General features: G+C 73.2%; 12 protein-coding genes. 6 read left to right on the top strand and 6 right to left on the bottom strand.

Features of this window, described 5'->3' with window-relative positions; all coding sequences use genetic code 11:
* Positions 1 to 35: 35 nt before the first annotated feature.
* Positions 36 to 701 carry a pyridoxine/pyridoxamine 5'-phosphate oxidase gene (locus ABEA77_RS18975; RefSeq protein ID WP_345648726.1) on the top strand — a complete coding sequence of 222 codons (666 nt, stop codon included), beginning with the start codon at positions 36 to 38 and terminating at the stop codon, positions 699 to 701.
* Positions 702 to 744: 43 nt separating this feature from the next.
* Here ABEA77_RS18975 and ABEA77_RS18970 read toward each other — a convergent pair whose 3' ends face one another.
* Entirely contained in the window at positions 745 to 1,524 is a 780-nt protein-coding gene (locus ABEA77_RS18970; protein ID WP_345648723.1) for a class I SAM-dependent methyltransferase, read from the bottom strand.
* A gap of 175 nt (positions 1,525 to 1,699) precedes the next feature.
* Here ABEA77_RS18970 and ABEA77_RS18965 point away from each other — a divergent pair, with 175 nt between their 5' ends.
* Both ABEA77_RS18965 and ABEA77_RS18960 read left to right on the top strand, forming a co-directional pair.
* The gene (locus ABEA77_RS18965) at positions 1,700 to 2,104 is read left to right on the top strand and encodes an SAM-dependent methyltransferase (protein WP_345648721.1); all 405 of its coding nucleotides are present in this window, start codon (positions 1,700 to 1,702) and stop codon (positions 2,102 to 2,104) included.
* Positions 2,105 to 2,120: 16 nt separating this feature from the next.
* The gene (locus ABEA77_RS18960) at positions 2,121 to 2,654 is read left to right on the top strand and encodes an EF-hand domain-containing protein (RefSeq protein ID WP_345648895.1); all 534 of its coding nucleotides are present in this window, start codon (positions 2,121 to 2,123) and stop codon (positions 2,652 to 2,654) included.
* A gap of 42 nt (positions 2,655 to 2,696) precedes the next feature.
* Here ABEA77_RS18960 and ABEA77_RS18955 read toward each other — a convergent pair whose 3' ends face one another.
* Entirely contained in the window at positions 2,697 to 4,127 is a 1,431-nt protein-coding gene (locus ABEA77_RS18955) for an FAD-binding oxidoreductase (RefSeq protein ID WP_345648718.1), read from the bottom strand.
* Positions 4,128 to 4,224: 97 nt separating this feature from the next.
* On the opposite strand from ABEA77_RS18955, the gene ABEA77_RS18950 reads away from it, so the two are divergent.
* Entirely contained in the window at positions 4,225 to 5,886 is a 1,662-nt protein-coding gene (locus ABEA77_RS18950; RefSeq protein ID WP_345648715.1) for a tetratricopeptide repeat protein, read from the top strand.
* 126 nt (positions 5,887 to 6,012) lie between these two features.
* Here ABEA77_RS18950 and hppD read toward each other — a convergent pair whose 3' ends face one another.
* Entirely contained in the window at positions 6,013 to 7,185 is a 1,173-nt protein-coding gene (gene hppD, locus ABEA77_RS18945; RefSeq protein ID WP_345648712.1) for a 4-hydroxyphenylpyruvate dioxygenase, read from the bottom strand.
* A 199-nt stretch (positions 7,186 to 7,384) separates the two neighbouring features.
* On the opposite strand from hppD, the gene ABEA77_RS18940 reads away from it, so the two are divergent.
* Entirely contained in the window at positions 7,385 to 7,861 is a 477-nt protein-coding gene (locus ABEA77_RS18940; protein ID WP_345648709.1) for an Lrp/AsnC family transcriptional regulator, read from the top strand.
* Positions 7,862 to 7,934: 73 nt separating this feature from the next.
* On the opposite strand, the gene ABEA77_RS18935 is transcribed toward ABEA77_RS18940, so the two are convergent.
* The 3 genes from ABEA77_RS18935 to ABEA77_RS18925 form a co-directional block, all read right to left on the bottom strand.
* Entirely contained in the window at positions 7,935 to 8,723 is a 789-nt protein-coding gene (locus ABEA77_RS18935; protein ID WP_345648706.1) for a S16 family serine protease, read from the bottom strand.
* A 172-nt stretch (positions 8,724 to 8,895) separates the two neighbouring features.
* Positions 8,896 to 9,537 (bottom strand): IclR family transcriptional regulator, encoded by a 642-nt coding sequence (locus ABEA77_RS18930; protein ID WP_345648703.1) that lies wholly within the window; start codon positions 9,535 to 9,537, stop codon positions 8,896 to 8,898.
* Between the two features lie 591 nt (positions 9,538 to 10,128).
* On the bottom strand, positions 10,129 to 11,919 hold the full coding sequence (locus tag ABEA77_RS18925; RefSeq protein ID WP_345648700.1) for a DEAD/DEAH box helicase: 1,791 nt from the start codon (positions 11,917 to 11,919) through the stop codon (positions 10,129 to 10,131).
* Positions 11,920 to 12,414: 495 nt separating this feature from the next.
* Here ABEA77_RS18925 and ABEA77_RS18920 point away from each other — a divergent pair.
* Positions 12,415 to 12,803 (top strand): IS110 family transposase (locus ABEA77_RS18920; protein WP_425588322.1); only part of this gene is annotated, 389 nt, incomplete at its 3' end.

Raw genomic sequence — 12,803 nt, 5'->3', positions numbered from 1 at the left:
ATAGTGACCGTCCCTTCCCACCGCCGGGAGAACCCATGGACCACCACGCCGGCCTGCGCGAACTCCTGCGCGGGATCGAGGTCTTCGCCGGAGACGACCTCCCCACCTTCGACCCCGCCGACACCCCGGCGACGCCCGACGAGTTGTTCGTCACGTGGCTGCGCGGGGCGCTCGCCGCGGGCGTCCGCGAGCCGCACGCGATGACGCTGTCCACCGTGGACGCCGAGGGGCACCCGGACGCGCGCGTCCTCATCCTCAAGATGGTCGACGCGGACGGCTGGCAGTTCGCCGTGCACGCCGAAAGCCCGAAGGGCCGGGACCTGGCCGGGCACCCCGGGGCGGCGCTCACGTTCTACTGGCCGCCGCTGGCCCGGCAGGTCCGGGTCCGCGGCCCTGTCGCCGCGCGGCCCGCACGGCAGGCCGCGGCCGACTTCCTCGCACGCTCACCGCAGGCCCGCGCGGAGGCGCTGCTCGGCGCCCAGAGCCGGCCCCTCGGGAACCTCGCGGAGCGCGACCGGCGCGCCGCTGAGTCACTGGACCGCGTCAGGCACCACCCCGACCTGGTGGCGCCGGAGTGGACGCTGTACGAACTGCGCGCCGAGCGCGTCGAGTTCTGGCAGGGCGACGCCGGGCGCCGGCACACCCGCCTCGCCTATCTGCGCGAGGCGGACGGCTGGCGCAGACAACTCCTCTGGCCCTGAGGCGCGCCGAGCCCGGGGGCCGCGCGTCGGCCGGGCGCCCGCCTCAGCCCGGCAGCCCCCGCACCAGCACCAACGACCCCTCGTAGAACGGCCGGTGGCGCAGCTCGCCGTACCGCTCGTCCCACTCCCCCGTCGCGACCGCGGCGCGCAGCGCCTCCGCGTACCGCTCCCGCGTCGCCGCATCGACGAAGCTCCAGGCCGAGTTGGCCTGCCGGGCGCCGGGGTCGAGCAGCCGCTCGGGGCGGCCGTAGTACGCCTCGTTGAAGCCGTCGACGCAGTCGAACGGGATCGGTACGGGCGTGACGTCCACGAGCCCGCCGAGCGCGTCGGCGAGGTCCGCGACGGCCGGGTAGCGGCGCGCCTCGGTGTCGAGGACGAGCGGCGCGTACGCGTACAGCCAGAAGTTCCTGACGAGGGCGGGGTCCGCGGTCAGGAGGAGCACGGGCCCGCGGGCCACCCGCCGCATCTCGCGCAGCCCGGCCCGGAAGTCGCCCCACTGGTGGACGCTGAAGGTCGCCATCGCGGCGTCGAACGCACCGTCCTCGAAGGGGAGTCGCTCCGCGACCGCGTCAACGGCCGCCGGCAGGCCCGGCGGGCGCTGCGCGCGCATCACAGCGGATGGCTCGACGGGCGTCACCGCGCGCTCCGCCGTCTCGTAAGAACCGGCCCCGGCCCCGACGTTGACGACGGTGCGGGCGTCGCCGAGCGCCGCCTCGATCAGTCGCGCGATGCGCGGCTCCGGCTGCCGGTAGGAGGTGTACCGCTCACCGATGGCGCCGTAGTCCGCGTCGCCCGCGCTGCCGTCCGGCCTTCTTTTGTTCATTTTCGGAACATATCAGGGAAGGGCCGGTCCGGGGGCGGTTCCCGGTCTGTCAGTGCGGATGACCGCCTCGGTGCGCATCAGGAAGAGGGGGACATCACCGAAACCGACTCCGTGTGGCACGATCCGCGCACCGGGGAACTGCTCGATCCCGACCGCCCGGTTGCGGTGCTGATGAGTGCGGGTACTGCACTTCTTCGACGACAGCGCGGCGGCCCGGCTGGTGCGCGGCCACCTGCGCCCCCTGGCTCCCGGCAGCTGCCTGGGGCTCTCGCAGGCGGGTGGCGACGACGCCGCCCGCCCGGCGCTGAGCACCTACGGTGAGCGGGTCCGGCATGTGCACATGCGCGGCAGGGCCGAGGTCACGGCCTTCTTCGACGGTCCGGAACCCGTCGAGCCCGGTGTCGTGCTGCGGCCCGAATGGCACCCGGATCCCGGTGTTCCGCTCGACGCCGGCAGCCGGGCCGTCCTCCGCGCCCGCGCCGGTCATGGCGAGCGCACCACCGCGTCATATCCGCGCTCGGCCAGGTGCGGTACCCACGGCGTGCGCGTCGCGCGGCGCCGCCTCCTGACGGCCACCTGACGAAGGGTCACCTCCCATACAGGCGGAAGCAGTCGACCGGATCAACCTGATCTTCACGCGCTTCGCTGTCGACGGCGACGGATACCTGGAGTCCGAGGACTTCGAGACCATGGCGAAGCGGGGCGTCGCGGTGGCCGTCGCATCCGACGGCGAGGCGAGGGCCGCGATGGCCGCCGCTTTCCGCGGCTTCTGGAACGCCCTGGTCAGCAACTTCGACACCGATCACGACGGCCGGATCGACTTCGCCGAGTACACCGCCTGCGTGATCGACCCGGAGCGCTTCGACGAGGCGATCGGCGAGTTCGCCGAAGCACTCGCCGCCCTCGGCGACCCGGACGGCGACGGGCTCATCGAACGCCCTCTGTTCACCGCGCTCCAGACGGCCATCGCCTTCGGTCTTCCGCAGATCAACGCGCTCTTCGACTTCCTCGGACCCGACGCCGCGGACCGGATCACGGTGCCCGCCTGGTCCGCCAGCATCAAGGAGTACAACCGCGTCGACAAGGCCGGTATCGCGGGTGACGTCCTGGCGCACGGAGCACCGGCCTGAACCACACCGGGAGGCTGCCGTCGTCGAGGAAAAGACCCGTGGTCAGCGGCCTGTTCCGCCCTGCCCGTCGAACAACTTGCCCGGGTTCAGCAGTCCGAGCGGGTCGAAGACGGACTTGACCTGGCGCTGCAACTCCAGCTCGACCGGGCCGAGTTCGCGGGCGAGCCACTCCTTCTTCAGGACGCCGACTCCGTGTTCGCCGGTGATCGTGCCGCCGAGGCGCAGACCGAGCGCCATGATCTCGTCGAACGCCGCCTTGGCCCGGCGTACCTCGTCCGGCTCGGTGGGGTCGAAGCAGACGATCGGGTGGGTGTTGCCGTCGCCCGCGTGCGCGCACACCCCGATCTTGGTGTCGTACTTCGCCGAGATCGCCTCGACGCCCTCGAACATGTCGCTGAGCCGGGCGCGCGGCACGCACACGTCGTCGATCATCGTCGTGCCGAGCAGCGCCTCCAGGGCGGGCAGGGACAGCCGGCGCGCCTGCATCAGCATCTCGGACTCGGCGGCGTCGTCGGCGGGCACGACCTCGGTGGCGCCCGCCTCGGTGCACAGTTCGCCCACCGCCGCGAGGTCGGCGGCCGGGTCGGGGGTGTCGAAGGCGACGAGCAGCAGCGCCTCGGTGGTCTCGGGCAGGCCCATGTGGGCCATGGCGTTGACGGCGCGGACCGTGGTGCCGTCCATCAGCTCCATCAGGGACGGCACATGGCCGCGCTCCATGATCAGGCGCACGGCCTCCCCCGCGGCGGACGCCGAGGTGAACTCGGCGGCGAGCACCAGCTGCCGCGGCGGCTCGGGCTTCAGCGCGAGTACGGCCCTGACGACGACACCGAGGCTGCCCTCGGAGCCGACGAACAGCCGGGTCAGGTCGTATCCCGCGACCCCCTTGGCCGTGCGGCGGCCGGTGGAGAGCAGGCGGCCGTCGGCGAGCACCACGTCGAGCCCGAGCACGTACTCGGCGGTGACCCCGTACTTCACACAGCACAGGCCGCCCGCCGCGGTGCCGATGTTGCCGCCGATGGTGCAGGTCTCCCAGCTTGAGGGGTCCGGCGGGTAGTACATCCCCCGCTCGGCGACGGCGCGCGAGAGCGTCGCGTTGACGACGCCCGGCTCCACGACGGCGACCCGGTCGACGGGGTCGATCTCCAGGATCCGGTCCATCTTCACGAGCGACAGCACGATGCAGCCGTCGGAGGCGTTGGCCGCGCCGGACAGGCCCGTGCGTGCGCCCTGCGGCACGACGGGGACCCGCAGCGCGGTGGCCGTGCGCATCACGTGCTGGACCTGCTCCACCGTGCGCGGCAGCACGACGACGGCCGGTGCGCCCGCCTCGCAGAAGCTCGCCATGTCGTGCGCGTAGGAGGCCGTCACGTCGGGGTCGGTGAGGACCGCCTCGGCGGGCAGGCCCGTGCGGAGGTGGTCGGCGAGCGCGGCGCGGTCGGCGGCGGTCGTCCCGGATTCCAGCAGATCGTCCATGATCCCAGGTTCGCACCGACGGCCATCGGTGTGAACCCGCATGCGAGCCACCCCACAGGACAGAGTGTGATCATCATATTGACGCACAGTTGCCTCCATGGATGCGATGAAGCAGGACAGGACCCGGCAGAGCAGACAGATCAAGCGCGCCGCGCTCGCCGTGGGGGCCGGCGGCCTCCTGGTGGCGGGCGCGCTGGTGTGCGTACCGGACGGAAAACGGGGGGCGCCGCCGCCTTCCGGGCCCGAGGCCCGCGCCCTCGACGCCCTGTCGGCCGGAGCCCCGGCGTCCGGCGCGGACCTGGCGGCGCTGATCAGGGACCGCGAGGCATGGGTGGGCAGGCACCCGGGGGACGCACGTGCCTGGGCGGTGCTGGGCTCCGCCTACGTGCGGCGCGGGGTGCGGCAGGCGGATCCCGCGGCCTTCCCCAGGGCCGAGCGGGCCCTCGACCGCGCGCTCGCGGGACCCCTGCCGGACGCCTCGGCGGCCCCTGCGGTATCGGCCTCGCCCCGCGCCTCCGCAGGTACGGGCGCCACAGCCGCGCCGGAGGGACCCGCTTCGCCCGGCGCATCCGACTCCCTCGCGTCGCCCGCCGCACCGCGCACCCCTCCGGTGCCCACCGGCTCGACGGCGGTCGCGGCCGGTGCCCCCGGCGCCCGCGCGGCGACCGGAGCCCCGGCGGCGGACACCCCGCCCGAGGCGCTCGTCGGGCTCGCCGCGCTCGCGGACGCCCGGCAGGACTACCCGGCCGCCCGCACCTGGGGCGAGCGCGCGCTGCGGCGCTCACCCACCGCCTGGGCCGCCTACCCGCCGCTGATCGACGCGTACAGCCTGCACGGCGACCACGAGGCGGCGGGCCGCGCAGCCGCCCGGCTCGCCAAGGCGGGGCCGAAGGCGCCGCCCGCCGCGGCCGAGTACGCCGTCGTCTACCGCGACCGCGGCAGGCGGGAGGACGCGGCCGCGCAGGCCTCCGCCGCCGTCGAGCAGGCGTCGGCGCCCGCGCAGAAGGGCGCCGCGCTCGCCGCGCTCGGCGACCTGGCCTGGGAGCGCGGTGAGCCCGAGGAGGCGCTCGGCCAGTACGGCGCTGCCCTCCAGGCAGCGCCCGACCTGTACACGGCGCAGGCGGGCCGCGGTCGGGCGCTCGCCGCGCTCGGCAGGACCGACGAGGCGTACCAGACGTACGACACCGCGCTCGCCGGACTGCCCGACCCCGCGTACGCGTTGGAGTACGGCGAACTCTTCGACTCCCTCGGGCTGACGGGCGACGCGAGCACGCAGTACGCCAAGGTGCGCGCGCTCGCGGCGCGTGGGGCCCGCGCGGGCGTCGACGAGAACCTGGTGCTCGGCCGCTACGAGGCGGACCACGGCGCGCCCGCGTCCGCCGTCACCCGGCTGACCGCCGAGTGGACCCGCGGCCACCGCGGCATCGAGACGGCCGACGCGCTCGGCTGGGCCCTGTACCGCTCGGGCGACGCGTCCCGCGCGCTCACGTACGCCACGACCGCGACCGAGCAGGGGCGCCGCAGCGCGCTCTACACGTACCACCGCGGCGAGATCGAGCGGGCGCTCGGCATGGCGGCGGAGGCGCGCCGCCACCTGGACGAGGCGCTGCGCACGAACCCGTACTTCTCGCCGCTGCTCGCGCCCCGCGCCCGCGAGGCGCTCGGCGCGCTCGGCGGTTCGACCGCGACGGGCGGCGTCGCGGGCACGACGGAGGAAGCAGACGGCCCCACCGTGCGCGCCCCGGCCGCACAGCCCTGAGCCGACGCGTCAACCCCCGTACGGAGAAGGCCGCTTCACGCCCGCACACCGGACAGCGGTACGGCCCCGTGGGTCAGTTTCCACGGGGCCGCGGGCAGAGCGGGCACGGGCGGTGCGAGCCGCGCGTCAGAGGTTGCCGCGCTTCTCCTGCTCCCTCTCGATCGCTTCGAAAAGCGCCTTGAAGTTGCCCTTTCCGAAGCCCATCGAACCGTGCCGTTCGATCATTTCGAAGAAGACGGTCGGGCGATCCTGGACCGGCTTGGTGAAGATCTGGAGCAGGTAGCCGTCCTCGTCCCTGTCGACCAGCAACTTCAGCTCGCGCAGCGTCTCGACGGGCACCCGCGTCTCGCCGGCCCACTCGCCGAGCGTGTCGTAGTACGAGTCCGGTGTGTCGAGGAACTGCACGCCCGCGGCGCGCATCTGGCGCACGGAGGCGACGATGTCGTTGGTCGCGAGCGCGATGTGCTGGACCCCGGCACCGCCGTAGAACTCCAGGTACTCGTCGATCTGCGACTTCTTCTTCGCGACGGCGGGCTCGTTGATCGGGAACTTCACCTTGAGCGATCCGTCCGCGACGACCTTCGACATCAGCGCCGAGTACTCGGTCGCGATGTCGTCGCCGACGAACTCCTTCATGTTGGTGAAGCCCATCACCTTGTTGTAGAAGCCCACCCACTCGTTCATCCGGCCGAGTTCGACGTTGCCGACGCAGTGGTCGACCGCCTGGAAGCTCCGCTTGGCCGGCGGCTCGACGATCGGCTGGGCCGCGCCGAACCCCGGCAGGTAGGGCCCGTCGTAGCCGGTGCGCTCCACGAGCGTGTGCCGGGTGGTGCCGTACGTGGCGATCGCGGCGAGCACGACCGCGCCGTGCTCGTCGGTGGCCTCGTGCGGCTCGACGAGGCCGCGGGCCCCCTGCGCGGTCGCGTACGCGTACGCGGCGCGCGCGTCCGGCACCTCGATGGCGAGGTCCACGACGCCGTCGCCGTGCTCGGCGACATGGTCAGCGAGGAACCGGCCCCAGTCGGTGGACGGCTTGATGACCGAGGTGAACACGAAGCGGGCGGAACCGCTCGTGAGCACGTAACTCGCGGTCTCGCGGCTGCCGTTCTCCGGGCCCGCGTAGGCGACGAGCTTCATGCCGAAGGCGGTGGAGTAGTAGTGCGCGGCCTGCTTGGCGTTGCCGACGGCGAAGACGATCGCGTCCATCCCCTTCACCGGGAACGGATCGGCCTCACGCGCGGAGTCGGGTACGGGAGCGGCGTCGGACGCGGTGCCTGGGTGCATCGAGGTGTCTGCCATGGGGTCAGGGTCTCCCCGCTCCACAAGGTGCGCAACAGTTCCCGTGACTGGTGGGCAACATGTCCAGCCGGATGGCAGGATCACCGGACGATCTGTACAGTCTGACCACGCCGGGGCCCGGCCCGTCGCGGGTTCTGCCGTAGCCCGGCCCCGCCGGACGCCTCCGGGTCTCGGCGCACAACCAACGGGGAGCGCTGCCATGGGTATTGACGGACTCGACGGACGGCTGCTCGTGCTGCTCGCGCAGGAGCCGCGCATCGGGGTGCTGGAGGCGTCCAGACGCCTCGGCGTCGCGCGCGGCACCGTGCAGGCGCGGCTCGACCGCCTCAGGTCGAGCGGGGTGATCCGCGGCTTCGGCCCCGATGTCGACCCGGCGGCGCTCGGCTACCCGGTGACGGCCTTCGCCACCCTGGAGATCCGCCAGGGCCAGGGCGCCGATGTACGCACCCACCTCGGCGGCGTCCCCGAGGTGCTCGAACTGCACACGACCACCGGCAGCGGGGACATGCTGTGCCGCCTGGTGGCCCGCTCCAACGCGGACCTCCAGCGCGTCATCGACCGCGTGGTCGGCTTCGAGGGGATCGTCCGCGCGTCCACGGCGATCGTGATGGAGAACCCCGTACCGCTGCGGATCATCCCCCTCGTACGGCAGGCGGCCGACGACTCGGGGCGGTAGCGCGGGCTCGGCGCGGAGCGAGGGCTCAGTGCGGTACGCGGCCCGGGGCGGGCCGCGGCCCGGCGCGTCCGGGTCAGCAGGCCGGGACGCGGCCGCCCGAGCCGAGCGCCTTGAGCGCGGTGACCGCGCCGCGCAGTGTGGTGGCGGGGACGAGGCGCATGCCCGCGGGCAGGTTGACCTTCGCTTCGGAGCACTCCGCCTTCGGCACCAGGAACACCGTGGCGCCGGCGCGGGCCGCCGCCTGCGTCTTCAGCGCCACGCCGCCGACCGCGCCCACCGCGCCAGAACCGTCGATGGTGCCGGTGCCCGCGATGGTCCTGCCGCCCGTCAGGTCGCCGCCCGAGCCGTCGCCTGCGAGCTTGTCGATGATGCCGAGTGTGAACAGCAGGCCCGCGCTCGGGCCCCCGACGTCGGCGAGGTGCAGCTTGATGTCGACGGACTTCGGGTCCCTGTGCAGATAGGTGAGGGCGGCGGTGACCGCGTCGTCCTGCGACTGCACCATGTCGTTGGTGTTGGTCCTGTCGATCTCCTTGACGGACTGGCCCGCCGGGTAGACGGCGTCGCGCGGCAGCACCGCCTCCTTCGGCCGGAACCAGCCCTTCACGACGTCGCCGAGATACACCCTCGCCGAGGGGCCCGTCGCCTCGATGGTGGTCATCCGCAGCTGGCCCGTGGTCTTCCTGACCGGGGCGCGGCCGATGGTGATGACCTGCTGCCCCTTGTCCACCCCGAGCACGTCCGCGGTCAGCCCCGGCACGGCGATCGCGTACGGCAGCGGCAGCACCGCCGCGACCACGAACAGGGCCGCGACCGGCACGGCGCACACGGCGAGGAAGACGGGGCGTGAGAGACGAGAGAACACGGTGCCAATCTATCGGCCGCCCGCCGGGCACCCGCGCCCCGCCTCACCCGTCCCGCCGCGAGGGCCCGCGCGCCCGGCGACACGGGGCCGTACGGGACGGTCGTACGGGACGTGCCGCCCGGCCGCCGGACGGGCCCTGTGCCGGGCGGTCGTACAGCGGACGACGCCGGGCTCAGCGCAGGGCGTCCGCGACCTCGCGGGCCGCGTCCACCACCCGGGCGCCGACCCGCTCCGGCACCGAGTCGGCGAGCATGACCACGCCCACACTGCCCTCTATCCCGCTCACTCCGACGAGCGCGGCGGCGGCGCCGCTCGCGCCGTTGTCCAACTCGCCGCGCGTCAGCGTGCAGCGCGGCTCCGTCAGCACGGCGCCGCGGGCCGCGAGGATCGCCTTGCCCGCGGCTCCGTGGTCGAGCGCGTGCCGGAACCCCGCGCGGTACGCCACGTGGTAGTCGGTCCAGCTCGGTTCGACGACCGCGACCGCGAGGGCGTCACCGCCGTCGACCAGGGTGAGGTGCGCGGTGGCGCCGATGTCCTCCGCGAGGGACCGCAGCGCGGGCATCGCCGCCTCGCGCACCAGCGGGTGCACCTGGCGCCCGAGCCGCAGCACACCGAGGCCGACCCTGACCCGGCCGCCGAGGTCGCGGCGCACCAGGGCGTGCTGCTCAAGCGTGGTGAGGAGACGGTAGACGACGGTCCTGTTGACGCCGAGCCGGTGTGACAACTCGGTGACGGTCAGGCCGTGGTCGGTGTCGGCGAGCAGCTTCAGGACACGCAGTCCCCTGTCGAGCGTCTGGGAGGTCTCGGCGGTCACGACGCCCTCTCCTTCGATGGTCTCGGGCGAGTGGTGGCGACGGTCCCGCGCGGGCCGCGGCACCGGTCCCGTCGGTTCGGTGACGCGCGGAGGGAAACCGCCACCGGACACGGCACACCGGCTGCGCTGCGCGGCGGCGCTGCCACGGCGCGTGTTCACGTGTCCGGACAGTAGCGAGCGCGACCGCTCAGCGGAAGACCTGGTCCAGAATCCGGGCACGAGGCGTTGTGTTCGTCCCGAACGATGGGCAAATGGCGGGGAAAAACCGGTGATGAGCGCATTGGCTCGCGGTGCACCGAGGCGCCGGGCACACCGCCGCCGCCCGCGCCCGCACCCCGACCCCGGCCCGCGCGCACACCGCTCACACCGCGGGCCCGGTGCCCACACCGCGAGGCCGATGCCCACACTACGGGCCCGGTGCCCACACCGCGGACGCCGGTGCCCGCGTTACAAGCCCGGTGACCGGCCTGCGGGGCCGGCGTCCACACCGCCCGCACACCGGACACACCGACACGGCGGGCGCGGCGCGGCTTGAGCCGTACCCGCCCGGCGGACGGGACGCGCAGCGGACGCGGCCCGCCCGGCCGGGGCTCACCGCATCCGGGTGGCCCACTCCTGGACCTTCTTGATCCGCTCGCGGATCTGCCCCGCCGTCGCCTCCGCGCTCGGCGGGCCGCCGCACACCCGGCGCAGCTCGGTGTGGACCACCCCGTGGGGCTTACCGCTCTGGTGCACATACGCACCGACCATCGTGTTCAACTGCTTGCGAAGGTCGAGGAGTTCACGGTGCGACACCACCGGCCTCCGCTCGGCGGGCAGTTCGAGGAGGTCCGCCTCCTCGTCGGGCTTCTTGCGGCTGTGCGCGATCTGCCGCGCCTGCCGCCGCTGGAGCAGTATCTGCACCTGCTCGGGCTCCAACAGCCCGGGGATGCCGAGGTAGTCCTGCTCCTCCTCGCTGCCCGGGTGGGCCTGCATGCCGAACTCGGCGCCGTCGTAGAGGACCCGGTCGAAGACGGCGTCGGACTCCAGCGCCTCGAAGGGCAGCATGTCCTGCTCGCCGGTGTCAGCGTCTGCTTCGTCCTCCTGCTTGTTGGCGTCGTCCATCTCCTTCTCGGACTCCGCGTACGGGTCCTCATCGCCGCGCTTCGGCTTGTCGAGCACGTGGTCGCGCTCGATCTCCATCTCGCCCGCGAAGCCGAGCAGGTCGGGGATGGTCGGCAGGAAGACGGACGCCGTCTCGCCACGCCTGCGCGACCGTACGAAACGGCCCACGGCCTGCGCGAAGAACAGCGGGGTCGAGATGGTGGTGGCGTACACACCGACCGCGAGACGCGGCACGTCGACGCCCTCGGACACCATGCGCACCGCCACCATCCAGCGGTCCTCGCTCGCGCTGAACTGCTCGATGCGTTTCGAGGCCGCGGCCTCGTCCGACAGCACGACGGTGGGTTTCGTGCCGGTGATCTCCCGGATCAGCTTCGCGTAGGCGCGCGCCGCGTCCTGGTCCGCGGCGATCACCAGGCCGCCCGCGTCCGGGATCGCCTTGCGCACCTCGGTGAGGCGCTGGTCGGCGGCGCGCAGCACGTTCGGCATCCAGTCGCCCCGCGGATCGAGCGCGGTGCGCCACGCCTGTGAGACGGCGTCCTTCGTCATGGGTTCGCCGAGGCGCGCGGCGACCTCGTCGCCCGCCTTCGTGCGCCAGCGCATGTTGCCGCTGTAGCTGAGGAAGATGACGGGTCGCACGACGCCGTCGGCGAGGGCGTTGCCGTAGCCGTACGTGTAGTCGGCCGACGAGCGGCGGATGCCGTCGTCGCCCTCCTCGTACACGACGAACGGGATCGGGTTGGTGTCCGACCGGAACGGCGTACCGGTCAGCGCGAGGCGCCGGGTGGCCGGCTCGAACGCCTCAAGGCACGCCTCGCCCCACGACTTGGAGTCGCCCGCATGGTGGATCTCGTCCAGGATGACCAGCGTCTTGCGCTGCTCGCAGCGGTTGCGGTGCAGCATCGGCCGCACTCCGACGCCCGCGTAGGTGACGGCGACGCCGTCGTACTCCTTGCTGAGCGGGCCCGCGCTGTAGTCGGGGTCCAGCTTGATCCCTATCCGCGCCGCGGCGTCCGCCCACTGCGTCTTGAGGTGCTCGGTCGGCGCGACGACCGTGACCTGCTGCACGACGTGGTGGTGCAGCAGCCACGACGCGAGCGTCAGCGCGAACGTCGTCTTGCCCGCGCCCGGGGTCGCGACCGCGAGGAAGTCGCGGGGCTGCTCCTGGAGGTAGCGCGAGAGGGCGCCCTCCTGCCAGGCGCGCAGCTTGTTGGCGGTGCCCCAGGGGGCCCGGCCGGGGAAGGCGGGTGAGAGGTGGTGGGAGGCGGGAGTGCTCACGGTCTCCGTTCCGAACCTGGCGGCGGCCCCGCACGGGACCGGCCGCTGCCGTACGACAACCGGGCCACCCTACCGGGGCGCCGCCATGATCCTCGTACGAACGCGACCCCACGCGCCGGGGTGCGGGATGTGTCACATCCGGGCCGCGCCGCGTGTCCCCGGGCTCCGCGACGGCCCCGCGGCCCCGCCCTCCCGCGCCCGGGTCGCGACCCACACGCCGACCAGCGCCACGGCCGCCATCAGCGCGAACACCGAGGCGAACGCGGCGGGGTGCGACGCGGCGGCCCCGCCCCCCCCCATTACCTTCTTGGTGGCCCCGCAATGGGGCGCCCGGCCTTCGGAGTTGGCATGACTTTCTCCCCCTGTCGATCGCATGTCTTGGGGGGTGGTGTCACCGGCTCCGGAGGCATCGACAGACCGCTGATTAGGGGCATGACCACCGGCTTCTTCGCAGGTCGGGAGGCTCTTCGTAATGTGGATGTGGCGATCGGTGCCATGGGACGGCCGGGCGAGGACGACCGAAGGACGCACGTGATCGACGTCAGTGACATCGGCGCTTTCCTCGGCCTGGACGTCGGCAAGGGCGAACATCACGCCACCGCCGTCACCCCGGCCGGGAAGAAAGCCTTCGACAAGCGGCTGCCCAACAGCGAACCCAAGCTCCGCGAGGTCTTCGGCAAACTGCAGGCCAAGCACGGGACCGTGCTCGTGGTGGTCGACCAGCCGGCCTCGATCGGCGCTCTGCCGCTGGCGGTGGCCCGGGACATGGGCTGCCCTGTCGCCTATCTGCCCGGCCTGACGATGAGGCGGATCGCCGACCTCTATCCCGGCGAGGCCAAAACAGACGCCCGGGACGCGTTCATCATCGCGGACGCGGCCCGCGT

It is taken from the genome of Streptomyces tremellae (genome assembly GCF_039540215.1).
Taxonomy (GTDB): Bacteria; Actinomycetota; Actinomycetes; order Streptomycetales; family Streptomycetaceae; genus Streptomyces; species Streptomyces tremellae.
This window is presented reverse-complemented; position numbering and strand designations above follow the sequence as displayed.

Coding starts and splice junctions, on each gene's coding strand:
- ABEA77_RS18940 (WP_345648709.1), top strand. CDS start 7,385: ATGGGTATTGACGGACTCGACGGACGGCTGCTCGTGCTGCTCGCGCAG.
- ABEA77_RS18975 (WP_345648726.1), top strand. CDS start 36: ATGGACCACCACGCCGGCCTGCGCGAACTCCTGCGCGGGATCGAGGTC.
- ABEA77_RS18970 (WP_345648723.1), bottom strand. CDS start 1,524: ATGAACAAAAGAAGGCCGGACGGCAGCGCGGGCGACGCGGACTACGGC.
- ABEA77_RS18950 (WP_345648715.1), top strand. CDS start 4,225: ATGGATGCGATGAAGCAGGACAGGACCCGGCAGAGCAGACAGATCAAG.
- hppD (WP_345648712.1), bottom strand. CDS start 7,185: ATGGCAGACACCTCGATGCACCCAGGCACCGCGTCCGACGCCGCTCCC.
- ABEA77_RS18955 (WP_345648718.1), bottom strand. CDS start 4,127: ATGGACGATCTGCTGGAATCCGGGACGACCGCCGCCGACCGCGCCGCG.